18 protein-coding genes and 4 pseudogenes are annotated in these 24817 nt (G+C 65.8%); 6 read left to right on the forward strand and 16 right to left on the reverse strand.

The genetic code is table 11. The annotated features are described in order from the left end of the window. Window positions 1-55: 55 nt before the first annotated feature. From ABAZ39_RS26780 to ABAZ39_RS26795, 4 genes are read left to right on the forward strand one after another with little or no spacing between them, the layout of a single operon-like run. On the forward strand, window positions 56-673 hold the full coding sequence (locus ABAZ39_RS26780) for a cysteine dioxygenase family protein (RefSeq protein ID WP_040137392.1): 618 nt from the start codon (window positions 56-58) through the stop codon (window positions 671-673). Between the two features lie 20 nt (window positions 674-693). Further along, window positions 694-2373: a rhodanese-like domain-containing protein gene (locus ABAZ39_RS26785; protein ID WP_247881785.1), complete on the forward strand. Its 1680-nt coding sequence runs from the start codon at window positions 694-696 to the stop codon at window positions 2371-2373. Window positions 2374-2396: 23 nt separating this feature from the next. Continuing rightward, the gene (locus ABAZ39_RS26790) at window positions 2397-3458 is read left to right on the forward strand and encodes an ABC transporter substrate-binding protein (RefSeq protein WP_051658608.1); all 1062 of its coding nucleotides are present in this window, start codon (window positions 2397-2399) and stop codon (window positions 3456-3458) included. Window positions 3459-3468: 10 nt separating this feature from the next. Next, on the forward strand, window positions 3469-4347 hold the full coding sequence (locus ABAZ39_RS26795) for a TauD/TfdA dioxygenase family protein (protein ID WP_040137393.1): 879 nt from the start codon (window positions 3469-3471) through the stop codon (window positions 4345-4347). A gap of 19 nt (window positions 4348-4366) precedes the next feature. Here the strand turns inward: ABAZ39_RS26795 and ABAZ39_RS26800 are convergent, their stop codons facing one another. From ABAZ39_RS26800 to ABAZ39_RS35105, 8 genes and pseudogenes are all read right to left on the reverse strand, one after another. Next, the gene (locus ABAZ39_RS26800) at window positions 4367-5176 is read right to left on the reverse strand and encodes an NAD-dependent epimerase/dehydratase family protein (RefSeq protein WP_040137394.1); all 810 of its coding nucleotides are present in this window, start codon (window positions 5174-5176) and stop codon (window positions 4367-4369) included. A gap of 4 nt (window positions 5177-5180) precedes the next feature. Beyond that, on the reverse strand, window positions 5181-5630 hold the full coding sequence (locus ABAZ39_RS26805; RefSeq protein WP_040137395.1) for a MarR family winged helix-turn-helix transcriptional regulator: 450 nt from the start codon (window positions 5628-5630) through the stop codon (window positions 5181-5183). Window positions 5631-5692: 62 nt separating this feature from the next. Then, window positions 5693-6574, reverse strand: a pseudogene (locus ABAZ39_RS26810) (LysR family transcriptional regulator); the annotation flags it as partial. A gap of 618 nt (window positions 6575-7192) precedes the next feature. Beyond that, on the reverse strand, window positions 7193-9169 hold the full coding sequence (locus ABAZ39_RS26815; protein ID WP_144243648.1) for a hypothetical protein: 1977 nt from the start codon (window positions 9167-9169) through the stop codon (window positions 7193-7195). Window positions 9170-9368: 199 nt separating this feature from the next. Continuing rightward, entirely contained in the window at window positions 9369-9851 is a 483-nt protein-coding gene (locus tag ABAZ39_RS35870; protein WP_144243649.1) for a hypothetical protein, read from the reverse strand. Continuing rightward, entirely contained in the window at window positions 9848-11458 is a 1611-nt protein-coding gene (locus ABAZ39_RS26820; protein ID WP_040137397.1) for a VPA1262 family N-terminal domain-containing protein, read from the reverse strand. Before ABAZ39_RS26820 ends, ABAZ39_RS35870 begins: the two co-directional genes overlap by 4 nt. A 32-nt stretch (window positions 11459-11490) precedes the next feature. Continuing rightward, a complete protein-coding gene (locus ABAZ39_RS26825; protein WP_040137398.1) occupies window positions 11491-15435 on the reverse strand; it encodes an ATP-binding protein in 3945 nt (1314 codons plus the stop codon). Window positions 15436-15447: 12 nt separating this feature from the next. Next, entirely contained in the window at window positions 15448-16707 is a 1260-nt protein-coding gene (locus ABAZ39_RS35105; RefSeq protein WP_160174866.1) for a CorA family divalent cation transporter, read from the reverse strand. A 749-nt stretch (window positions 16708-17456) separates the two neighbouring features. Between ABAZ39_RS35105 and ABAZ39_RS26835 the strand changes: the two genes are divergently transcribed. Both ABAZ39_RS26835 and ABAZ39_RS37185 read left to right on the forward strand, forming a co-directional pair. After that, window positions 17457-18431: a recombinase family protein gene (locus ABAZ39_RS26835; protein WP_063922740.1), complete on the forward strand. Its 975-nt coding sequence runs from the start codon at window positions 17457-17459 to the stop codon at window positions 18429-18431. 152 nt (window positions 18432-18583) lie between these two features. Further along, window positions 18584-19747 (forward strand): abortive infection family protein, encoded by a 1164-nt coding sequence (locus tag ABAZ39_RS37185; RefSeq protein ID WP_040137400.1) that lies wholly within the window; start codon window positions 18584-18586, stop codon window positions 19745-19747. Window positions 19748-19766: 19 nt separating this feature from the next. Here the strand turns inward: ABAZ39_RS37185 and arsH are convergent. The 8 genes and pseudogenes from arsH to ABAZ39_RS26880 form a co-directional block, all read right to left on the reverse strand. Beyond that, window positions 19767-20270, reverse strand: a pseudogene (arsH, locus tag ABAZ39_RS26845) (arsenical resistance protein ArsH); the annotation flags it as partial. Window positions 20271-20328: 58 nt separating this feature from the next. After that, a protein-coding gene (locus ABAZ39_RS26850; RefSeq protein ID WP_103041826.1) for an IS3 family transposase occupies window positions 20329-21467 on the reverse strand; the annotation gives its coding sequence in 2 pieces (ribosomal slippage) (window positions 20329-21212 and window positions 21212-21467; 1140 coding nt in all). A 66-nt stretch (window positions 21468-21533) separates the two neighbouring features. Further along, window positions 21534-21797, reverse strand: a pseudogene (locus tag ABAZ39_RS26860) (NADPH-dependent FMN reductase); the annotation flags it as partial. A 42-nt stretch (window positions 21798-21839) separates the two neighbouring features. After that, window positions 21840-22871, reverse strand: a complete 1032-nt coding sequence (gene arsB / locus ABAZ39_RS26865; protein WP_103041035.1) for an ACR3 family arsenite efflux transporter — start codon at window positions 22869-22871, stop codon at window positions 21840-21842. 55 nt (window positions 22872-22926) lie between these two features. After that, window positions 22927-23352, reverse strand: a complete 426-nt coding sequence (gene arsC, locus ABAZ39_RS37190; protein WP_247881793.1) for an arsenate reductase (glutaredoxin) — start codon at window positions 23350-23352, stop codon at window positions 22927-22929. A 60-nt stretch (window positions 23353-23412) separates the two neighbouring features. After that, window positions 23413-23823 (reverse strand): annotated as a pseudogene (arsN2, locus tag ABAZ39_RS37195) (arsenic resistance N-acetyltransferase ArsN2); the annotation flags it as partial. Continuing rightward, window positions 23820-24326, reverse strand: a complete 507-nt coding sequence (locus ABAZ39_RS26875) for an arsenate reductase ArsC (RefSeq protein ID WP_040137403.1) — start codon at window positions 24324-24326, stop codon at window positions 23820-23822. The pseudogene arsN2 and the gene ABAZ39_RS26875, both read right to left, overlap by 4 nt. A gap of 43 nt (window positions 24327-24369) precedes the next feature. After that, window positions 24370-24726 carry an ArsR/SmtB family transcription factor gene (locus tag ABAZ39_RS26880; protein ID WP_040137404.1) on the reverse strand — a complete coding sequence of 119 codons (357 nt, stop codon included), beginning with the start codon at window positions 24724-24726 and terminating at the stop codon, window positions 24370-24372. Window positions 24727-24817 lie beyond the last annotated feature (91 nt).

Genomic DNA, 24817 nt, shown 5'->3' on the forward strand with positions numbered 1-24817 from the left:
CCGCCCGACGCCCGGCTTCGGCCGCACCCCATCTCCCAAACGGACGGACGACTCCATGACCGATCCCTCCCTTCCCAACCTGTCCCGTCTGCGCGGCTTCATCGGCGACTTCACCCGTCTGGTGGAGCGGCTGGGCGACGACGAACCTGCCATCCTCGACGCGGGGCGCAGCCTCCTGGCCGGGCTGGTCGCCGTGGACGACTGGCTGCCCGACGCCTACGCCCAGCCCGATCCGGTCCATTACCGGCAGTATCTGCTGCATTGCGATCCCCATGAGCGCTTCTCGGTCGTCAGCTTCGTCTGGGGGCCGGGGCAGCGCACGCCGATCCACGACCACACCGTCTGGGGCCTCGTCGGCGTGCTGCGCGGGGCGGAGCATTCCCAACGCTACGAATTGCAGGACGGCCCGCCCGTCGCCACCGCCGCCGACCTTTTGCCGGTCGGATCGGTGGAGGCGGTGTCGCCGCGCATCGGCGACGTCCACGCCATTTCCAACGCGCTGACCGACCGACCCTCGATCAGCATCCACGTCTATGGCGGCAACATCGGCGCCATCCGGCGGTCGGTCTTCGATCCGCTGACCGGCCAGCGCAAACCCTTCATCTCCGGCTACGCCAACAGCGCCCTGCCCAACCTGTGGGACCGCTCGAAACCCGTTCCGCAAGCCGCATAACAGGTCCCGGAAAGCAAACCATGCCCGACACCGCCCCGCCCGACATCGCAACGCCCGACACCGCCCCGCCCGACATCGCAACGCCCGACACCGCAACGCCCGACACCGCAACGCTGGCCACCCGCACCGCCGCGGACATCCGCCGCGACTGGATCGACCGCAGGGAGGTCGCCCTTCTCGACGCGCGGGAGGAGGGGCCCTATTCGCTGGCCCACCCGCTGTTCGCCGTGTCGGTGCCGCTCAGCCGGGTGGAATTGCTGGCCTACGACCTGCTGCCGCAGCGCGACGTGCCGGTCACCGTCTACGACAACGGCGAGGGCTACGCCGAGCCGGCGGCGCGGCGGCTCCAGGCGCTGGGCTACCGCGACGTGACGCTGCTGGAGGGCGGGCTGGCCGGCTGGACCGCCGCCGGGTTCGAGGTCTACCGGGACGTCAACGTGCCCAGCAAGGCGTTCGGCGAGTGGGTGGAGCATCACCGCCACACCCCGTCGCTGTCCGCCGACGAGGTGAAGACGCTCGTCGACACCGGGGCCGATCTGGTGATCCTCGACGCCCGCCGCTACGAGGAGTTCCAGACCATGGCGATTCCCGGCGGCACCAGCGTGCCGGGGGCCGAACTGGTCAAGCGCGTCCACGACATCGCGCCCGACCCGCGGACGATGGTCGTCGTCAACTGCGCCGGGCGCACCCGTTCGATCATCGGCACGCAATCGCTGGTGAACGCCGGCATCCCCAACCGCGTGGCGGCGCTGCGCAACGGCACCATCGGCTGGACCCTGGCCGGGCTGGAGCTGGACCGCGGGCGCGACGGGCGCTTTCCGGCGGTGTCGCCGGAGGGCGACGCCAAGGGCCGCGAGGCCGCCCGCGCGGTGGCCGACCGGGCCGGCGTCGGGCGCATCGGCCCCGCCGCGCTGGACGCCTTCCGCGGCGACGAGCGGCGCACCCTGCATCTCTTCGACGTGCGCACGCCGGAGGAGTACGAGGCCGGTCATCTGCCGGGCTTCCGCCACGCGGCGGGCGGGCAGCTCGTCCAGGCGACGGACGAGTATGTCGCGGTGCGCGGCGCCCGCATCGTGCTGGTCGACGACCCGGCGGGCGGCGGCGGTCCGCGCGCCGACATGACCGCCTCCTGGCTGGCGCAGCTCGGCTGGGAGGTGCATGTGCTGGAGGGCGACGTGGCGTCGCTGGGCCACGAGAGCGGCCCCGACCGCCGCCGCCTGCCGCCCGTCCCGGACGTTGGGGCGGAGACGGTGGCGCCGCGCGACCTGCTGGCCCTGCTGGAGAACGGCGAGGCGGCGGTGATCGACATCACCCGCAGCCCGCGCTACCGCGCCGGCCACATCCCGGGGGCGTATTTCTCGACCCGCGCGCGTCTGGGCGGCACCATCGCTCGCCTGCCGAAGGGCGTGCGGCCGGTGCTGACCTGCTGGGACGGCACGCTGACCCGCTACGCCGCCGCCGATTTCCCGCCGGGAGGGTTCCCGCTGCTGCTGGAGGGCGGCACGCAGGGCTGGGTGGCGGCCGGGCTGCCGCTCAGCGCCGGGCTGGAGCGCCTGGGGCCGGAGCCGGACGACGTCTACAAGCGTCCCTACGAGGGCACCGACAACAGCGCCGCCGCCATGCAGGGCTACATCGACTGGGAGCTTGAGCTGGTGGACCAGCTGAAGCGCGACGGCGCCCACAATTTCCGCGTCATCTGACGATCTCCGGCACAGGACACCCCATGACCATTTCCCCGCGCTTCTCCGCTTCCCCGCGTTTTTCCGGGGTGGGCCGCCGGGCGCTGCTCGGCACCGCGCTGCTGCTCGCCGCCGGCTTCGCCGGCCTGACGCCGGCCCCCGCGCAGGCCGAGGCGACGCAGGTCCGCTTCGCCCGCAACCTCGGCCTCGGCTACCTGCCGCTCTACGTCATGGAGGACAAGGGGCTGGTGGAGAAGCACGCCCGCACCGCCGGGCTGGGCGCGGTGACGGCCAGCTACACCCCGCTCGGCAACCCGACGACGATCACCGAGGCCACCCTGTCCGGCAACGCCGATTTCGGGGCGGCGGGCGTGCCGGCCTTCATCATCGCCTGGGATAAAACGAAGGGGAACGCCAACCTGCGCGGGCTGGCCGCCCTGAACGCCCAGCCGGCCTACCTCAACACCAACCGGCCCGAGGTGAAGGGCCTGACGGACTTCACCGAGACGGACCGCATCGTCGTGCCGTCGGTCCGCGCCTCCTATCAGGCCATCGTGCTCCAGATCGCCGCCGAGCAGGTCTTCGGCCCCGGCCAGCACGCGCGGCTGGACCCGCTGACCGTCTCGCTGGCTCATCCCGACGGCACCGCCGCCCTGCTGTCCGGCCGGACGGAGATCACCGCCCACTTCACCAGCCCGCCCTTCCAGGACCAGCAGCTCCGCGACCCGAAGATCCACAAGGTGCTGAGCAGCTACGACGTGCTGGGCGGGCCGGCGTCCTTCAGCGCGCTGTGGACCTCCGCCGCCTTCCACGAGGCCAACCCGCGGCTGACCAAGGCCGTGCTGGCGGCGCTGGAGGACGCGGTGGCCCTCATCAAGGCCGACCCCAGGGAGGCCGCCCGCGCCTACATCCGCATCGAGAAGTCCAAGCTGGGCGAGGAGGAGGTGGCGGCGATGATCGCCCATCCGGAGGTGTCCTACGACCTCGCCCCGCGCGGCATCGGCATCTTCACCGACTTCATGGCGCGCATCGGCTCGATCCGCAACCGGCCCGCCGACTGGCGCGACCTGTTCTTCGCCGACATCCACGACCGCACCGGAAGCTGAGGGCGTTCCCATGAGCCACCCCGCCTTCACCGCCCATCCGGTCTCCGCCACGCTGGGGGCCGAGATCCGCGGGATCGACCTGTCGCGGCCGCTGGACGGCGCCACCGCCGCCGCGCTGGCCGCGGCGCTGGATCGCCATCTGGTGCTGGTGTTCCGCGACCAGACGCTCTCCGACGCCGACCTCGTCCGGGTGTCCGGCCATTTCGGGCCGCTCGACAAGGCGCCGATCACCGAGCATGGCCGGCTGCACGCGCCGGGCTTCGAGGAGGTCTACGTTATCTCCAACGTCACGGAGCAGGGCCGTCCCATCGGCGCGCTGGGGGCGGGGGAGTCGGTCTGGCACGCCGACATGACCTATCTGGAGACGCCGCCCTACGCCAGCAGCCTCTACGCGCTGGAGGTGCCGGAGGAGGGCGGGGACACCGGATTCATCAGCATGTTCGCCGCTCACGACGCGCTGCCGGAGGATCTGAAGCGGCGGATCGACGGGCTGTCGATCAAGCACGACAGCACCACCAACAGCGGCGGCTATCTGCGGCAGGGCTTCGCGCCGCCGACCGACCTCGCCACCTCGCCGGGCACCGTGCACCCGCTGGTCATCGCCCACCCGGTGACCGGGCGCAAGGCGCTGCTTCTGGGGCGCCGCCCGCACGCCTGCATCCCCGGCCTGCCGCTGGCGGAGAGCGAAGCCTTGCTCGATGCGGTGTGGGAGGCGGCGGTGCGTCCGGAGCTGTCCTGGCACCACCAATGGCGGGTCGGGGATCTCGTGATGTGGGACAACCGCTGGACCATGCACCGCCGCGATCCCTTTCCCGAGGACCAGCGCCGCCGCATGCACCGCACCCAGATCGCCGTTCCCGCCGGGCTTTCCGGAGGCCACTCGGGGTGAGCCACGCGGCGCGTGTCGGTCACATCAGCCCTTCCTGATGGGCCTGATAGACGCTTCTCACGGTGGGCCGGAAGCCGAGCGCGCGCGCCAGCGAACCGTCGACATGCAGATACCATGGGTTCGCGAGAGGCTCGGAGTTCGCCGCCATTCCGGTGTCCAGCACACGCGCAAGCTCGAAGATGGACAGGGGGGCATCGTCGGCGACATTCACGACGCGCCGGTCGAACACCCCGTCCAGCGCGAGCTTCACGGCCGTGGCGATGTCGCGGTGGTGGATCGTGCTCATCCGTTGGGCCGGATGCCAGCTGCCGACATGGTTGGGAAGCGATTCGAGATGCCCGTCGCCGTCGCCGTACACGAACGGGAAGCGGATGATGGACCAGGTCAGCCCGCTGTCGCGCAGGTCCTTTTCCGCGGCCACCTTGCTCGCCGGATAGGGATGCTTGGGATCGACCGCATCGTCCTCGCGGCCGGGATGCGGGTTGTCCATGCTGTAGACATGGCTGGTGCTCGCCATGATGAAGCGGGCATCCGGGGCGTTCGCCTTCACCGCGGCGATCAGATTCCGGGTGCCGTCGCGATTGCTTTTCCAGATGAGGTCGGTGTCCTGGCTGCGGAAGACCGCCGCCAGATGCACGATCGCCGAAACGCCCCGGACGGCGTCCGAAAGCGTCGGGGGGTCGAGGATGTCGCCGGCCACCGCGGTTGCTCCCCCAGGGCAGGGTTTTCCGGCCCGCAGCAGTGCCCGGCAGGCAAAACCGGCGTCGATCAGCCGCGGAACCAGCCGTTCACCGACAAGGCCGGTGGCTCCGGTTATCAGCACCGTCATCGGCTCATTCCTTTCGCAACAGGTTTTGCAGCCGCTCGGTGGCCAATTGCAGGACACGGACCGTCGTCGCCAGATCGGCCTCGTCGATGCCGCCGAACGCTGCGTCGTGAATGAAGGAAAGATCGGGGAGGCCGCGCCACAGGGTCTCGCCCGCAACGGTCAGCGTCAGAAGACGCTGGCGCTGGTCGTCCCCGCTCGAGGTCTGCTTGATCAGATTCTTGCGAACGAGCGTGGTGACGATCCCGCTCAGCGTCGCGCGTTCCAGTTCAAGCGCGCGTCCAAGATCGCGTTGGACGGTCGGGCCGAAGTTGGCCAGATGCCAGAGAACATACCACTGCGTCGATCCCAGATCGTAAGGCCGCAGGGTCGCGTCCATGAGGGCGCGGCCCGCGAAGTAGCACCGCTTCGTCCATGCCCCCACGGCCGGATGCCCGGCGTCGCTCCGCTCCGGCATGACGCCACCCTCCTCGCAACTCGTTCGCTACCTTGCGATATTTGCAAGGTAGCGAACGATTGTCAAGCGGTGGCGCCTCGCGTTCCTCGTTCGCGGTCCGTGTCCTTCAGCAGGTCGATAAAGGCACGAAGCGGCGACGGCACGTGCCGATTGCGCGGGTAGTAGAGCGCGAGACCGGGAACCGGGGGGCACCAGTCCTCCAGAAGGGCGACCAGCCTCCCGGCTTGCAGACGGGACCGCGCGAAGTGTTCCGGCACATAGGCGATGCCGTGTCCGGCGGCGGCGGCCTCGACCAGGAGATCGTTGTCGTCGAGGGTGAGGGTGCCCGGGACGTCGACCGCGACTTCGGCGCCGCGTCTGGAGAACTCCCACCGGTAGCGTTTTCCGCTGGGCAGGCGCTGGCGGATGCAGGAATGGGCGTGCAGGTCGTCGGGCGTGTCGGGGGGCTCGCGGCCCTGGAGATAGGATGGAGCGGCCACCGCGATGAAGCGGACCTCGCCGCCGAATCTCACCGCAACCATGTCCTGCGGGACGGCTTCCAGAAGGCGCACGCCGGCGTCGAATCCCTGTTCGACGATGTCGACCAGCCGGCCTTCCGAGACGAGATCGAGTTCGACCCCGGGGTACAGTTCAAGAAATCTCGGAACGACGTCCCGGAGCAGGATGCGGGCGCCGCTCTTGTTCGCGTTGATCCGCAGCTCTCCGCTGGGCGTCCCGCGCGCCTCGGACAGCGTGTCGAGCGCCTGGTCGAGATCCTGAAGGAGCGGGTCGAGCCGCGCGAGCAACCGGGCACCCGCCTGGGTCGGCGACACGCTGCGCGTCGTGCGGTTCAACAGGCGGATGCCCAGCTTTCCTTCCAACCCGATGATCGCGTGGCTGAGCGCCGAACGCGACACGCCCATCGCATCGGCGGCCTTGCGGAAACTGCGGTGGCTGGCGACCGCTGTCGCTCATCTCAATCGGAAATGCTGAAAATCCAAATACTTAGCTCGATAGCAATATTGTTAACTGCGCACCAATAACACAAACTGAAGCGCGAGCCTGACCTCAATAAGATTAACCGGGGCGTGCGCCAATGTCGACTGAACGCTCCGGAGGACGATCGCGGTTTTTAGACCAGTCGACCGCGGAAGCGGCTCTGCTGCGCGCTCGTCTCGATGCCATAACCCGCTGTCAATTTCAGTAAACCGTGAGACTGAAGCGACTCTGGCACATTTCTTCAGCAAACACTGAGAATAGAAATTCCCCTTTTAAGCGTGAGACTGGGACTCCAGGGATCTTGGCTTACTGATGTGGTTTTCCGGCCTCGTCGTATCCTGGAAAATCGCATCCACCGACGGTGCCGCCCTGCACCTCGCCGACGTCACCCGCACCCCGACTGCGCTGTTAAGACCACTGTGCGCTGATCCAGGACCGACCCGTATGGCCGCGGTGACGCCGTCGCCATCTGGGCGATAACCGGGGCAGGTGGAGGCCCGTTGCCCCATTATCTGCCAACCAAGTCATCGCTTCGCTGTACCAACACCTCCGTCGTAGCTGGTATTGACTGAATCAGATAATGTTTACCGCGTCCTCGGTGGCGGTTTCAGCTCTGTAAGTATCTCCTTAATCTGAATAATTACCGGAGAGACGGGACGGCGATTTCCTGGCCTGATTTCCCATGTCAGGAATTCCTCGAATCGATGGATCAAATCCATGCCAAGTTGCTGGCAGGCATGTGCCAAGTCAGCAATCCCGATACCGTTCAGCCTCAACATTGCCGCACACCATACGAACCATTCGTCATCGCCGCCGATGCGGGCGAGTTGATTCGCAGCTTCGGACGCGGCATCAGCGGACGGATTCTGGGCCTGCACGATGTGAGGCAGACGGGCGAACAGCTTGGCGATTGCGTGCCGCCACCGACCGGCCGCCACCCGTCCAAGGGTCAGGGCGATGGGAAACGCTCCGTCGAAAATTTCGTCCCAAACGCGCTTGGCATCCCCCGGCCGCTCTTTCTCGATCAGCCAGTCGACCAAGCCTATACCCACGCAGAGGTGGAAGAAGCTCGGATCCTCGCTGCCGATATCACTGATCCGGCCTTGGGCACGGCGCCGCTGTTCCGACAGCAGTAGCCATATTTCCCGCCAAAGTGCCCCCGGATCCTCATGGTCGCAGAAGAGAAGGGCTGGGGAAAAGTGCCGTTCATTGGGAAACATGTGATTGTCGAGCGTGCGCAGGCCGGGATCCCGCTTGAGCAAGACCACCCGGTACGTCTCCAGCAACGCGGAGCCGGACGACTCAGTCCGCAGCCTCTCTTCGGGTATCTCCAGAAGGACCGCAGCCAGAAACGCATCGGTCGCGGAAATGCCTCGCTGTTCCGTATCCGGGCCGGCTCCGCGCTCGCGCAAAGCCTTCAACGCGGACATGGACGCCGTCAGACAGGAAAATGCCCATTGAACGTCGGCATAGCCCGCCCCGCCGGCCACCAGCGCGTCCGACAAGGCCCCGATGGCGGAACTGACCACCGAACGCTTCTGCATGCCGGCATTACGTTGATGCTCGCCGATCAGGTAGGCGAGCCAATATAGAGCGAGGAAACGGCCGTCAGCCCGGGCAAGGAGTATGCTAACCACCTCACCGAGCAGGGCTTTGGCGACCTCCTCCTGCTCTTCGGTCAAATCATCGCCGCGTTGCGCGCCGGCTGCCGTGTTGACATGCTCGATTGCGACGGACAGTAGGATCGGGGCCGTCATCCGCCCGTTCCACTGCGGCTGTTCCGGAGCGCTCTGGACCGATGGCGCTGCTTCGAGGAGAGCCAGCAGTTCGGGAAAGTTGCTTCGTAGGTCGATTGCCCATAGCTCCTGCTCGACCGCCTGGGGCAGTGCCGTTTCCTCGAGCATCGCGAGGTAGCGTTGGCGATCGACCGGACGTAGCGCGTGGATCAGACGCAGACCTTGATGCGACCAGTAGACATAGCCAAAATCCTGCCTCCAGAGGGTATCGACATGCTCGGCTTTTTTCCGTTCGTGGACTATCTGGCGAAAGCGGGCCTTGTCCGGACTGAAAGCGTCCTCGTCGGGATGATCGCGGATGGACGTCACGATCCCCTGCAGGCTGTCCAGAAGCCGGTCGGCGGTCCCTGACCGGAGCCGCTCCGTTAGGGCCCCCACAAGAGCATCGAGCGCCACGAACAGGTTCTCGACGAGATAGCTCGCCAGGAAAAGCCGGTCAGGCGCGGAGACCGCGGCGCGTGCGACGGCGCAGCCCCACAGTCGCGCGGCCTCATCGTCCTCGCGCTCTTCCGACAGCAGTTTGTGTAACAGCCCGCTCATCTCCTTCGGCACGACCTCTCCGAAAGCGCCGGCTTCAAGTTGCTCGGCGGCAGCCTCCCAAATGTCTTGCGCGCGTTTATACGGCGGGCCTTCGAAGGCCACATTCAGCGCATCGCTGAGCCACGCTCCGATTAACGCACAGGCTGGCTCGAACCCCGAGGTTTCGCTGGTTGGACGGTAAGGATCCCGTTCCGAAACATTGCCCCGCGTTGTTGATTCGGTCATGGCGCGCGCCCTCCAAGCGCCTTCCATATCTCGTTGAAGAAGCTGCTGAACTTGGTCTCCTCGTCTCTCCATCCCCGGCTGGCCGCCGTCATCCCATCCTGCAGGCATCCCACTGAGCCGCCGAAGTGCCACAATTCTCTGTCGGTAAGGACAAAACGGTCATGGACATGCAGCTCATCGAAAGGGTCTTTCCCATTTTTTATCGAATTGCTTGCCTTATACTTTGTATTTTTTTCATCTTCTTCTTCGCAAGAATTTCACAGAATAAATTTATCTTGTTTTCTTCAAAGTATTTTTGTAGACGCTGGAATGGTTCTTTCGCTTTTTCTTCTCCTGTGATAATCCTGAAGTCGTCAAATTCCATCTTGAATATCTTTATCTTCTCATAAAGGCGTAGCATAGCCGCATCATCTAGGTGTGGATCGAGAATCAGAACGGTGCGGGACTTCTGCATTTCCTCCCAGAAGGCGGCTAGGCCAAGTGGGGATTCGTTCCAGTTCTTCAGTCGTTTCAGAATGAGGTACGTCGCTGGGGTGTCGGTCCGATCCTGTTCCCTGGCATCGAACGAATCGGGGATTGATGCCCACAGTAGGGAGGGCTTCAGAACGGCTGGCGCGAATGCCGTAGCGGCGGCGGGCGATAGGACGGTTTCGCTGAACCGGGACGGCTGGTTGCGGTTCATTTAGCCTCTCCGATTGTTTCGTCCGTGGCCGCTCTGGCGGCAGCCCTTCCCGCTTTCCAATCCTCCAGCGACTTCACGCGATCCTTGCTCGCCATGATCCCGTCCAGGAAGCGGATGATCGATTCGGCGTCCGGCAGCTTGACGATGACGCCGGCCCGCTTGCCGATCTCGTTCAGGGAGTTCCCTGACAGCCAAACCGATTGGTCGATGACCAGAAAGCGGTCATGCACCAGCGGCGGTGAGCCGGTCATCACGAGGACGCGGATCTTTGCTTGCTTGCCTATGGCTTTCAACGTGTCGGACAGCACCTCTCCCTTTTCCTGTGCGGGTGCCGTATCGTCCGAAGCCTGAAGAACCTCCGCTGATGTCAGGACGGTCACGTCGACGCCCTGCCAGCTGGTCGCGAGGGCGAAGCTGAGCAATTCCCTGGCCGCGAAGTAGGGGTCGACGATAATCACCCGGTGGCGGGCAGCCTCGATCAGCGCACGCACATATTTGGTTGCCTCGGCCTGATCGCCGTGGAACAGCCGCTGGCCCGACTGCGCAACCTGCTCCTGGTGCGCGCGCATTATCTCCGCTGTTCGGAGCACGGTGGTGACGTGCGGTTCCGTATCCGGCTCGCCGAGGGTCGAGTGGCCACCGCCGCTCACCATCCGGGTCCGGTACCGCTCGGCGGACTGCTTGTGTGTGGCCGGGATACTGACCTCCTTTTCAGCCTCTATGACGTTCACCTCCAGTGTCGCCGATCGGATGAAGGGGGTCGGTTCGTGCCATGCCAACACTCCCCGCGAGGAACAGGCCAGAATGAAGCCGACCCGTTCTGTGCGCCCGATATGCGCCACCCGCATGTAGGGGCGGCGAATCGTGAGCGCCCTATGAGCTACGATACCATTGGGCCGATGCTCCGTCAGGTGGAGGGTCAACCCGTCTAACGTCTGTCCATTCCGAACCACGAAGCGGAAGTCGCTGAACTCCTCGTCATCGGCCACCCCCAGGGTATGGGCGACCTCGCGCAGGACCGGGTTGGGGGCGACCAGACTGACCGAACCCATCCACTCGCTGTGCTTGAGTACATCAAAGTGCAGTCGATCGGACAGCCAGCCCACGGCCCGGGGATCCTGCAGCGGGCGGCGTGCCTCCGGTGGCAGCACGCGCTGCACGGCGAGGTGAGCGCGCACGGACGTCCAAGGCAGGAAAGGGAGCGTTCGTGTCGCCAGGAGATACGGCCATACCGGCTCCTGAGCAAAGCCGGAGTTCGCAAGGTCAACGGGCGTCGGTGTGTCGTCCGGCACCAGGACAGTGCCCTGCAGCGCTCTCTTGTGCCATTCCAGCGCATCTTGCACCGTCATGGGGATGCGGCGCAGATAGACGGAGTGCTGCCGCCCGAGCGATCGGACGGCAAATGTCTGTTCCTCGGTTGGATCCGGGAGTGGCAGTTCGGCAGGAAACAGTTCGACCATTGCGAACAGCAGGAAGCGCTGCCGGTTCTCCCGATACCACGCCAAATGAATGAGAGCATGCCTGTAATCATCAATAAGATTACTACTTTGATTGCGAGGCACAATTTCGATCATCCATCCGATTCCGTTGTAGAGCACGACCTCCATATGAAGAGTGTGCTAGGCGATTACTAAAAGATTCAATTACGCCAGAAACCAATCAGCGGAAAGGCGCACACGATGTGCGGAGCGCCACTTGCCGCTCCCGGGGTGGATGCCACGACGTGGCCGCTGCCCTTGTCTCCGAGTGGCAGAAGCTGTCGGTGACCAGGAATGGAGCAATGGCGATCCAGGCGCTTCAGCACTTGGGTGTCGTCGCTCAAGCGAAAAGCGAAGGCGGGCGCCGGATGGCTGTCCAGATCGTTGACGCGCACGCTCCGCCCGACCAGGGCCTTGTCGCCTTTGCGCAGCAAGGGTTCGGCACTGTCGCCCTGGGAGATTTCCAACGCGCCGGGCAGCGTCGGCAGTACGTCCGCCATATTCACGGGCTCGCATGGCTTCATTGCCTGGGGCAAAGCGCCGAACAGGCCGCACACGACGCGGCGCAGTTCCACACCCTCCCGCGGATACACCTTTTGGAAGTGACCGGCGTAGCCGGACAGAACGATCCGCTCGGCCGCCGTTTCCAGCTTGCACCAGCCGACTAGAGCTTCGCCCGCTACCGTATCCCAGGCCAGCACCAGATCGTGGGCACGCGGCTTACCGGTCAGCGGCTCCACGATCAGCAGGGTGCCTGCATCGATTGGCGAGGGCAGCCATTTCGCCGCCGCACCGACCGCGAACATGGAATGTCGGTCCGGATCAATCCTCAGCAGTTCGGCGTCGGGAGGCGGCTCGTCCGCCGGGACCCCTTCCCCATCGCTGGCGGCAAGCTGTCCGACGAGTTGGACGGCGCGCGCCGGGGCGCGGGCGTTCGGGAATGGAACGACCCTGGCGTCCTTCTTCGGCGCCTCTTCGGGCCAATGATGCAGGATGGCGAGGCATTGCTCCCGGCGCTCGAGAAACGCGTCAAGCATGTCGTCCACCGCCTGCGCATGGTTTTGGCGCAAATCTTCGGCCTGGAAATGGGCGGACCAATTCAATGCCTCGCCAAGAACCTCCTTATCGGGCGCTCCGTCGGGCAGCAGGGAAAGGATAGCTTTGAACGGTTCGCGCGAGTGTGGCAGCACCGTGTCTCCGGTCAACGTGCGCAACCGCTTGCCTAAAGGCTGCAATGTCGGGTGATCATGGACGGGATCTTTCCCCTCGTTCAGGAGCTTGACCAGTGTCCTTTCGATAAAGGCGCGGGCTTCGCGACAGAAATTTATGATTGCGAATTCGGTCGATTTCCCGTCCCGCCACGCCTGCCGTTCCAGAATGATCTTATCCTGGTGAGGATCGAGCCTCACAATGCCATGCTCATCCTGTCGAGCCACAAGATCCCATCGGGAAACCTTCTTGCTCACCGCCGCGTCGACATGAAGGTTTCCGGCGCGCGCCACCCTGGCTGAAAAGACGCGGTCGAAGGTGAGGACGAAGGGCTTGAACGCCTGGCTCGTGCACGCCACAAGGCCCTTTGCCAGAGTCCGCTGGTTGTCCTCATCGAACAAGCTTTGCGGGTCGTCGAGGAGCACAAACCGCAAGCCACCGTCGCGCTCCCAGACATATTGGGTGAGCGCCAGCACGAACGAGAAGAGCTGCGCCCTCTGGCGTGAGCTGTTGGTGATCTGGGCGGCATCGCCCGCCACTCCGCCTTGCTCGGCCCGCGACACTAGGGCAGAACCGTTGTGGTCGAACGCCACAAGAGCGGGGCCAACGTTGCTGGAAGGCCGGTAAACCAGACCCAGAAACGTGCTGGTTTCCTTGTTCAGGGTGGCCAGCAGGCCGCCCACTTGGACGTCGACTGCCTGCTTCAGCACCTTGAGACCTTCGAGAGCTTCCGCGGCCGTGATGGCCTTGGTGATACGGGTTTCCTCGTCGACCCAACGAGTCAGGAGCGTGCGCAGCTCGCGTAAATGGACCTGCGCCGTTGCCACGGGCACGTGATCATGCAACAGGGTGCGCAAGCCATCGATGGCCGCGAGCAAGCAGTCCGCTGGCAAATCCTCACCTTCGGCCACCCCCACCCCGTAGGCCGCCGATACCGCCGCCGAGCGCCGCTTCGCCGTGTCTGCGGCCCACGTTGCCGCATCCAGCAGAGCGATCATCTCCTGGGCGGTCTTTTCGACCCGCGACCCTGCCAGATCGGGATGCAGGTTCGGCAAGACCGACGAGGTCAGATCGGGAAGAACAACCGCACCGGCCGCGAGGGCTTCCCCCGCCCGCCCAACCAGGGCCGCCAAAGTGGGAACGTCCTTGAGCCGGGCCATCATGTCACTGGCGGCGCCCTTCGCCCAATCGGCGCCGAGCGAGGTCGAACCCAGCATCCAGACGTGCTTCCGCTCACTCGCGACGGCCTCCGGCAGCCCCTTCGTGAAGTCAGTCACCGCCTGCTCGACGAATTGATCGAGTGTGAACTGCAGGTCGATGAGATCCTTTTGCGCCTGGGCCAGTGCCGTGGCGATGGGCACTCCCAGATCATGGTCGTGCTCCGCTTCCGTAAGGGAGCGCAGGCAAACGGGGCAGGCGTCCGGCTCACCCTCTCGACCCTGCTCCTTCAGCCAGACAGCAACACGGGCATACAGGCGACGACGGACGAAGGCTGTCTTCTCCGCGTGCTGTTGGGCAAACGTGTTGGCGCGATCTGCCAGTGCCTGCACCCGCTTGCGAACCTCCTCGACCGTCGCCGCATCGAGTGTGGCCAGCCTGCCGACCATCGCCGCGAGGGAGTCCCGTGGCGGCGTGCCGCCGGTCAGATTCGTGCTGGCACGGATTAGTTTCTCATCGAGCCCATCCAGAGCAACGTCTGTTTCCGGGACGCCCGCGGCCTTAGCGACCGCAGCGACAACCGAGGCCGTCCTCCGGCGTAGGTCTTCGCCGATGGCATCAAGACTGGTCTTGCAAGCGTCTCCTGGTGCTGGAGGAACCGCGGCCGGTGGCTTCGACGGGCTCGTCTCGAACAGCGCGGCCAGAGCGCCGGACTTAGCCGCAAAGTCACTTGCCACCTTCTTCTGGTCGCTCCGGCGGTTGGTCGTGAAGGTGCCCTTCAGGAAGCTGGCGAACTTGGCAACGGACACCTCCGCAAGGTCGCCGATGGGGCGGAGCCCGGTCAGTTCTTGTACGCCCTTGCCCAGGCTCTCCGGACGGCCGAGTACAATGTAGGGAAGACGTGCCATATGCAGGACACTGAGTTCCAGCCCCAGGCGAGACACTCCAAGGATGTCGTCCAGAGTTCGGTCCTCTGCTGGCTCCCCGTCCACCGACAAGCGGCTGGTGAAGGAACCTTTGCCCGCTGGCGCGACCTTGCGGCAGACGACTACAGCTTGTCCCGCCGCATTGGTCAGCGTGACTTCGACCCTTGTTTCGATCATCGGTTCGCCGGCTTTGCTCCGTGCGCGCCATTGCTCGGCGGTGGGCATGGGAACGACGGTCGGCAACGGGATCTTGTCGCCGTTGGGCAAGGTGTAGGTGTTGACCAGCGTCTCGAACGGCTGCGGCTCGCTGGCGGGACAGGGAATGTGCCCGGTCAGCGCGAAGGTCAGCGCCTTGGCAATGGAGCTCTTCCCCGCGCCGTTCTGGCCGCGGATCAGCACCACGTCCCGCTCCACCTCAATGACAAGCGACGGAGGGGTGTGGCCATCGGCTAGGCAATAGGGATGGAGGCCTCCGAATTGTGTGATCTCGATCGTCGTGACGGCCCAACGCGGTTTGGCACCGGAGCGCGCGCGGTCCGTCACCGCCGGCGGCTGGAATGGCTGGTCCAACCAATCCGTAATGGCCTTAGCCAAATCCTCGCTGCCCTTGGAAAACGTCTTTGCGAAGATGTTCTGGCCATCCCGATGATCTAAGAAGAACTGCAGGGCGTGGCGCTGCCGCTCGTCCTCCAGTTGGAAGGGCTTTCCATCGGCCAATTGCACCGGCCAGCCGGCGACCACGGCCTCCAGAAATTCTCGTGCGGTGAGCGTGGCGGCTTCCTTGGGCCTCACCAGCGTTTCGACTGAGGTCACGGCGGGCTTTCCCTAATTACGGCTGAGCAGGAGTGCGGAGAGTTTCGGCAGCAGCCGGAAGCGGCCGAACGCGACGGTCAGCCCGCCCACCAGGACCACGCCCAGGACGTAGGCTGCCAGCAGGCCCCACCAGAAGACGGGTTCGAGCGTGAGATCGCTCATCTTGTTCATCCCGAACGCGCTGGTCAGCAGCGAAGCCGGCAGGAACAGAGCCGCCACCGTGGTCAGGACAATCATGGTCAGATTTTCCTGACGCCCAAGATCCAGCCGCTCTGCCTCGTCCGCCAAGCGGATCTGCTCCTCGATCTCCTTCTGGATCTCGGGAAGGTGGTTCGCCGCACGCAGGAAGTCGTAGATCCGGTCACCCATGACGTATGTCGTCACGCGATGAGGCAGGTACTGACGGCGAAACGCAGCGAAGCTGTTGCGCAGCGTCGCGATCCCGGCGCCCGGGCCGGTTGCCTGATCGAGGAAGTCGGTCAAGCGGACCCGTTGGTAGCAGACGGCCGCGAACAGCAGGCTGTAGTAAGTCTCCGTATTCCGCGGTTGGCCATGTGTTGCCTTGCCTGCCAGAAACAGCGTCAGCCGGTTGCGCCATTCGTAAAGGCGCCAGTTCGCCCATTCCTGCAGATGATGAACGAGGATAGTCTTCCGGGTCGCGGCGTCCGGACCGAACTCCTCCCGCCACGACGCCATCCCGAGCGCGAGATGCAGCACGAGATCGTCCAGCACTCTCTCCTCAGGCCAACCCGGCTCGGCATGGCAGAGATTGAAGCCCGGGAGGTCCTGGCCGAACCAGTGGACACGGCCGTCGACGTCGTCCCAGCGTTCGGCTGGCAAGGCCAGAACGTCGCCCAGGATCCACTGGCGGAGGTGAAGTTCACGCCCGCCGACGCGCCATGTCGCTGGCCTCGCGCCGGGATGTGCTGGATGCCAGGAGGCGGCCGCGGCTGCCACCCATTTCACGTCGTCCGGGGTGAAGGGCCTGTCCCCACTGACCTTGATCAGGAGAAGAGGATGAACGTCCATCCAGAGCAGGTCCACCCACTCAACCCGCGCCCAAGGAATCGCGTCTGGTCCGAGCAACTCCGGCCACGTGTCGGGAAAGAAGGTCCAACGCGGCGAATTTGCGAGATCGCGAGACCTGGGCATGAAGAAGTCGCGGCAGCTTGGAAGAAAGAACCGTGCCGCTTCCTCCAGCACCGCCGGATCAGGCTCGGCCAATCGCAGCGTCCAGCTTGTCCAGAATTGTGACCGCTGCATTTGCGTCATGTCTTCTCTGGTGAGAGAGAGTGGCGCGACCAAAAAGCAAGACCAATCAATCATAAGGGTGCCAACAGAATCCCCTGAGGGTAGAGGCTGTCTCCAAGAACATTCCGAATTATGTATCTGGTCAAAAATTCAATCAACCGAAAAGGGCGCTGCGCGCGTTGGGCTCGCTCGTCACTCGCCTCGTGATACTGTACTTTATGTTTGCTTCCGCCACCGGGAGGTACGTTCCCAGCGCGACCGGATGGCGGCTGTCGCCGTTGGGTGGTTCGTGCGATGTCGTTGTCGGGTGTCGTTGTCGGGTGGTTCGTGCGAAAAGCCAGATTCCAGGGGTTTCAACGCCCTGCTTGGCCCCGTTCTGCAGATCGGATCGTGCGAAATGCACGCGGTTCATGCGAAAAGCTCCCCGGCGGGGCGCGGGGAATCGCCTCATGTCGTTGAAAAGCCGACATTCTTCTAGGAAGACAGATCAAGACGCGCTCAGCCCGAGGGCCGTTCTTTGCCTGATGTCTCGCCGGTCGAGGAGGCCGGCGCCGCTTGGCATCTTGTCTCGTGCCGGCTGACAGTTCCGGTCCATCAGCGGGGCGCACGGCGGCCCACAACGCCTATATATTTTACCAAACGGCCGTTACGTACCGTCTGCATATTTGGTAAAATACCCCAGGCGGACGCTTGGCGAGGGTGTCTGAAGCTTAATCGGGTAAAATTCGGCGGCGTGCACCGTTTCCGGACCGCTGCGCTGGGAGAGGTCCATGGCCCTGATCGGGTACGCCCGCGTGTCGACCGACGAGCAAACCACCGACCCGCAGCTCGACGCGCTGAAGGCGGCCGGTTGCTCAACGATTCACCGGGAGCATGGGTCCGGCGGCGACCGGTTGCGCCCGGAGCTGAAGCGTGCCATCGCGCGCTGCCGTGCCGGCGACGTGCTGGTCGTCGTGCGCATCGACCGGCTGGCCCGTTCGCTCGCCCATCTCCTGGAGATCATTGAGGCGCTCGACGCCCAAGGGGCGGGCTTTCGCTCGCTGGGCGATCCCATCGACACCACCAGCCCGCAGGGCCGCTTCACCTTGCAGATCCTGGGCGCGGTGGCCGAGTTCGAACGCGCGCTCATTCGTGAGCGCACCAAGGCCGGGCTGAAGGCCGCCAGGGAGCGTGGCCGGATCGGCGGCAATCCGGGCCTGCGCTTCCGTTCCGCGGCGGCGGTGCGCGCCGTCAACGACGCCCGCGAGGCGCGGCGCGACGCCGATGTGCTGCGGGTGGCTGACGACATTCTGCCGCACGTCCGCGCGATGCGGCCCGGCTATTCCTGGGCAACCGTGGCCCGCAGCCTGGCCAGAAATGGCTCGCGGCGCCCCGACGGTGGCCCCTGGACCGGGCCGGCCCTGGCGCGTGCCGTGCGTCGCCTCGCGCGGGACGGGTTCGTGGACGACCGGGTGCTGGAGCGTACGCCGCGGCGGCGGGACAGCGACGACCTCGTCACCCTGGTCGCTTCGGCGGTAAAGACGCTGGACAACCCAACCCTGACCAACATTGCCCGGCATCTTGAAGAGCTGCACTGCCGGACGCCCCGCGGGGAAACGCGCTGGTCGGTCTCGTCGGTTCAGAACCTGTTGGGTCAGGCCGTCGCACAGGGTCTTTTGGAAGATCGGCCGCTCCCTGCACCGGAAGCGCCTCGCCGGCGCGGCCGTCCGCCCAAATCGCTCAAAGGCCTGCAAAGCATTCCATAACAGTGACAGTCAATCCCGTGGTCAGGGGAGCAGCCCGAGCGTCTTCACCGTATCTCCCAAGCGACACGGTCATGACGGGCTGATACCTCGGCGTTGTTGGTAGCATGGCTTCAGCTTAAGCTTCGTATTCCCCTCACGGTTGGACTGTCCTGATGCCACCGCCTCCCTCCGCCCCGCTTGCTCCGCTGCGCAGTGCCATCGTCGAAGCCCTGTATCCGACCAGCGCCAACATCCTGCCGGTGGTGTGTGAGGGACTGGGGCTCGCGTCCGGCGACCGCGAGGAGGCGTTCGCCAGCAAGCGCAACTATGTGCAGGGGCGGATCAGCGGATTATCACGTGAGCGTTTGCTTCAGCTTGCGTACCAGCTTTTACAGGATGGCCCGAACTATGAGCTGGAAGAGGCCGTGGGGCGGGTTGAGGAGGCTGGCGAGCGGTTGATCTCCGAACTCCTTCGGCGATCGATCGGCCGGGCGCTTATCCCATTCGACCTTTCCGGCCATGTGCCAATATTCGAGTTCCTGCGGGACATCTGGCCGATTGACCGCCTGCCGTCCCGTCTCTATTCCGGTGGAACGGTGCAGGATGACCTTGAGCGCCACATGCACCGAAACGCAGACATGGACAACGATGAGGCCCTGGAGGCCGTTGGTGCCTATACCTGCTCGCAACGCCGGTTCTTCCGTTTCCTGGAGGCTCTGCTTCATCCACGAACCCGGGAGGAGGATGAGCAGCGCCGGCTGGTTGCCATTCTGAATCCTCTCCTGCAACGCGATGGCTTCCATCTGGCCGAGACCAGTTCCATATCGGGCTATCCAGTGTTCACCGTCAAAGCCATCAGCGGCTCCGCCGGGGCGCCGGCCGACCCTCTCATCTCAGAAACACTTGCCGCCTTCGACGAGGCCAGCGTGCACGAAGCCTGGACCCGGGCGCTGCAGCGGCGGACAACCCATCCGGAGGGAGCGATCACCTCGGCCCGGACGCTGCTGGAGACCGTCTGCAAGCACATCATTGAGGATGCCGGCGGCACTTACAGCGATCGGGACGAGTTGCCGAAGCTTTACCGGACGGCCGCCGAGCACCTCCAGCTCGCCCCGGACCAGCACACCGAGGAAGTGTTCAAAACCATCCTCGGCAACTGCCAGAACGTCGTGAACAGCTTGGCCAGCATCCGCAACAAGCTGAGCGATGCCCACGGCCGTGGACGCAAAGCGGTCCGCCCGTCGGCACGGCATGCGGAGCTGGCGGTGAACCTCGCCGGGACGGTGGCGACCTTCCTGGTGTCGACGTGGCGAGCCCGCCAAGCGTCCCAACCATGAAGCGCCACGCTTCCCAATGTCACGCGGTGCGTTCTCCGCTCATGGCGGCAGCAACGAGGGCCTGCGCTTCGCCGGCCACGGCCCGTCCGGCCTCCCGGCGCTCGCTGTAGCGGTCGGTCAGATAGTCGTTGCGGTCGCGCACCAGCAGAGTGAACTTCACCAACTCCTCCATCACGTCCACCACGCGGTCGTAGTAGGGCGACGGCTTCATCCGGCCGGCCTCGTCGAACTCCTGAAACGCCTTGGCCACCGACGACTGGTTCGGGATGGTCACCATGCGCATCCAGCGCCCCAGCACCCGCATCGCGTTGACCGCGTTGAACGACTGCGACCCGCCCGACACCTGCATCACGGCCAGCGTGCGCCCCTGCGTCGGCCGGACCCCGCCGCTCTCCAGCGGCAGCCAGTCGATCTGGCATTTCAGAATGCCGGTGATGGTGCCGTGGCGCTCCGGGCTGACCCAGACCTGCCCCTCCGACCATTGCGACAGCGCGCGCAGTTCGGCCACCTTGGGGTGGTCTGAGGTGGTCCCCGTTCCCCGGACAGTTTTGCGGCTGGGATAAGCTTGGTTCAGGTCCGTGTCATGCCGCCAATCTGATCCCAACCGGGACGCCCTGGTGGGCTTCAGCCGGGGTTCGGCCGCCGAGCGCAGAGTGCGGTCGGTCGGCGTTGTAATACTCGATCCACTGGCCGATTCCGGCCCGCGCCTCGCTGCCCAACTCGAAGGCATGGAGGTAGACACACTCGTACTTCAGCGATCGCCAGAGCCGTTCGATGAACACGTTGTCCATCCAGCGGCCCCGTCCATCCATCGACACCCGAATGCCGGCCGCGGTCAAGAGGCCGGTGAAGCGCGGGCTGGTGAACTGGCTGCCCTGATCGGTGTTGAAGATCTCCGGGCGGCCGTGCCGCGCCATCGCCTCCTCCACCGCCTCCAGGCAGAACTCGACGTCCATGGTGTTCGACAGTCGCCACGCCAGCACCCGACGTGTCGCCCAGTCCATCACGGCGACCAAGTACAGGAAGCCACGGCGCATGGGAATGTACGTGATATCAGCGCACCACACCTGGTTCGGACGGTCGATGACCATGTCCCGCAGCAGGTACGGCCAGATTTTGTGCTCCGGATGAGGCACCGTCGTCTTTGGACGCTGGTAGACCGCCTGCAAGCCCATCCGCAGCATCAGACGGCGGACCCGCTTGCGGTTGACCTCCTGCCCCTGGCGCCGGAGATGACGGGTCATCTGCCGGCTGCCGTACCAGGGCGTCTCCAAAAACTGCGCGTCGATCCGCCGCATCAGCTCCAGGTTCTCGGCCGGCTCGCCCTTCACCGGCTCGTAATAGCTGGAGCGGCTGAGCGACACCAGCGCGCACTGTCGCGTGATCGACAGGCGCGGATGCTCCGGCTCGATCATCTCCCGCCTCCGGCCAATGCTCATCGTCCGGAGGCCTTGCGCAAAAAATCGCGTTCCACGACCAACTGGCCGATCATGGCGTGCAGCTTTTCCACCTCGCCCTGATGGCTGGCCTCAGCAGCCTCCGCCTTGCCGGAAAACACCCCGGCCATCCCCTCGACGGCCTGCTTCTTCCAGGCGTTGATCAGCGTCTGGTGCACCCCGTGCTTGGCCACGAGCTGCGACACCGTCAGCTCGCCCCGAATCGCCTCCAGCGCCACCTTCGCCTTGAACTCCGCCGAATACCGCTTCCGTTTCCCCGTCATCGGGTCCGTCCTTCCTGATGGGCGAACCAAGCTTATCCAACTGTCCGGGGAACGGGGACCACCTCAGTCGGCCGGCACGCTGTCCGGCAGCGGCAGGTCGCGCGGATCGAAGATGCGCGTCTCCGCCCCCATGCGCTGGAGCAGACGCGCAGCCTCCTCGGTGAGGAAGCGGCTGTACGAACGCTCGCGCAGGGAGCCGTAGAGCAGCAGGATGCGTGGCGGGTGGGTGGACACATGCCCAGGCGTCAGCTTGCCAAGGTCCGGCGCCTCGAAATAGGGCTCGTCCAGGCTTGGGAAGCCTGCGCCGTTCTCGCTATCATGCTCAGACATGCCGACACTCTCCGGTGATGGTCCCATAGCGGAGCCGGGCCATCAGGCGCCGGCCCGCCCCTCGTACCAGGGCTTGGTCGCCTTGACGATCTTCACCACCGACAGCATCACCGGCACCTCGACCAGCACGCCGACGACGGTGGCGAGCGCCGCCCCGGAGCCCAGGCCGAACAGGCTGATGGCCGCCGCCACCGCCAGCTCGAAGAAGTTCGAGGCGCCGATCAGCGCCGCCGGCGCCGCCACGCACCACGCCACCCCGAACCGGCGCGACAGCCAGTAGGCCAGCCCGGCGTTGAGGTAGACCTGGATCAGGATCGGCACGGCCAGCAGCAGGATGACCAGCGGCTGCGCCAGGATCTGCTCACCCTGGAAGCCGAACAGCAGCACCAGCGTGGTCAGCAGCGCCACGAGAGACGCCGGCTGCAACACCGACAGCGCGCGGGCCAGGGCCGGCTCTCCGCCTGACGCCAGCAGCGCGCGGCGCCAGAGCTGGGCCGCGACCACCGGCAGCACGATGTAGAGCGCCACCGACAGCAGCAGCGTCCCCCAGGGCACGGTGATCGACGAGACGCCGAGCAGCAGCCCGACCAGCGGCGCGAAGGCGAAGACCATGATCAGGTCGTTCAGCGCCACCTGGCTCAGGGTGTAGTGCGGCTCGCCCTCGCACAGGTTCGACCAGACGAACACCATCGCCGTGCAGGGGGCCGCCGCCAGCAGGATCAGCCCACCGATGTAGGAGGGAATCTGCTCCTGCGGCAGCAGCGGAGCGAACAGGTGGCCGATGAACAGCGAGCCGAGCAGCGCCATCGAGAAGGGCTTGACCGCCCAGTTGATGACCAGCGTCACGCCGACGCCGCGCCAGTGCTCCTTGACCTGCCCCAGCGCGCCGAGGTCGATCTTCAGCAGCATCGGCACGATCATCAGCCAGATCAGCACCGCCACCGGCAGGTTGACCCGGGCCAGCTCGGCGGCGGCGATAGCCTGGAACAGCCCGGGCGCCAGATGGCCGAAGGCGATGCCCGCGACGATGCACAAGCCCACCCAGACGCTGAGGTAGCGCTCGAAGAGGCCCATGGCGGGGCGTTCCGCCGGGGCGGCGTGGATGTCAGCCGTCATGTCGATGGTCCTGTCAGGAGGCTGGGGCAACGCGCCGCCCGGCGGCGTCGACGACGGGCTCGCCGTCTTCCTTGGTGAAGGCGCCGCGTTGCGGATCAGGGAGAAGGTCGAGCACCGCTTCCGACGGCCGGCACAGGCGCACGCCGAGCGGCGTCACCACGATCGGCCGGTTGATCAGGATCGGATGCGCCATCATGGTGTCGAGCAGCGCCTCGTCCGTCAGCGCGGGATCGTCGAGGCCGAGCTCGGCGTAGGGCGTGCCCGTCTGCCGGAGCACGGCGCGCACCGGGACCCCCATGCGCTGGATCAGCGCCACCAGTTCGGCCCGGCTCGGCGGCGTCTTCAGGTACTCGATCACCGTCGGCTCGACGCCGCTGTTGCGGATCAGCCCCAGCGTGTTGCGCGACGTGCCGCAGGTGGGGTTGTGATAGATGGTCACCGCGCCCCCGGCCGCCGCCAGCCCTTCGGCCGGCCGCGCGAGATCGGCGCGCAGGCAGACGGCGCTGCCCGGGCACAGGCCGGCGAACTGCGCGCTGGACTGGATGGCCGGCGGAGCCGAGGCCCGCTCCACCCGCTGGAAGCCGAGACGCTCGAAGAAGCCGGCGGCCCCGGTGGTGAGCAGCCACAGCCGCTCGACCCCCAGCGCGACCGCCTGCGCGTGCACGGCCGCCACCACGGCCCGGCCACCGCCGGCGCCGCGCCGCTCGGCCGGCACGACCACGGAACGCAGCAGGGCGTCGGGGCCATGGACCTCCAGCCCGCCATAGCCGAGCGTCCCCTGGTCATCCGCGACGCGCCAGAAGCGCCGGCCGGGCTCGTCGAGATCGTCGGTCGGCAATCCGTTGGCCGCCAGCAGGCGGGCGAGCGCCGGGCGCTCCGCGTCGGCCAGCGGGGTGACGCTCCCGGTCATGCGTCGTTCCCCGCGGCGGCCATGTCGTCGAGCCTGCGCTTCAGGGCTAGCCGGTCGAGCGAGGCGAAGGGCAGGCTGGCGAAGGCCTGGATGCGGCGCTGGATCTGTCCGAACACCGTGGCGGTGAAGGCGGCCCTCTCGGCGTCCGAGCCCTGGGCGCTCGACGGGTCCGGGAAGCCCCAGTGCGCCGTCATCGGCTGGCCCGGCCACACCGGGCAGACCTCGCCGGCGGCGCTGTCGCAGACGGTGAAGATGAAGTCCATGTGCGGCGCCCCGGGCTGGGCGAACTCGTCCCAACTCTTGGAGCGCAGCGTGGCGGTCGGAAAGTCGAGGCGTTCCAGCAGATCGCGGACGTGCGGGTTGAGGTGCCCGGTCGGCTGGCTGCCGGCGCTGTAGGCGCGGAAACGGCCGCGGCCCTCGCGGTTGAGCAGGCATTCGGCCATGACGCTGCGGGCGCTGTTGTGGGTGCACAGGAACAGGACGTTGTAGACGCGGTCGGTCATCGCGGGATCGCCTTTTCCAGGCCGCGGGATGCGGCGGGTCGGATCAGGTGTCGGGGCCGCAGCCCGCCGGGCCGCAGGCTCCCGCCTGGAGGAGGTCGGTTGAGCACAGCTCGGGACGGCCCTGGCAGCAGTCCTCCATCAGGAAGGCGATCAATTGCCGGGTGCCCTCGTAGTCGCAGGCGTAGAAGATTTGCCGCTGGACCCGCCAGGAGCGCAGCAGCCCGGCGCGCTCCAGCGTCGCCAGATGGTGCGACAGGGTCGAGCCGGGCACGCCGACCTGCTGGGCGACGTCCCCGGCGGTCAGCCCGTTCGGCCCGGCCTGGATGAGCAGGCGGAAAACGGCCAAGCGGGTGTCCTGAGCCAAGGCGGCGAAGGCCTCGATCGCGTTCTTCGTTTCCATATTTCGACGATAGTCGAATTATGGATATGAGGCAAGTGGTTTGCTTTTCCGTGCGTCAACCCTCGCTCTCTGGCCGATCCGCTCAATGTGG

The organism is Azospirillum argentinense (genome assembly GCF_000632475.1).
GTDB classification, from domain to species: Bacteria; Pseudomonadota; Alphaproteobacteria; order Azospirillales; family Azospirillaceae; genus Azospirillum; species Azospirillum baldaniorum.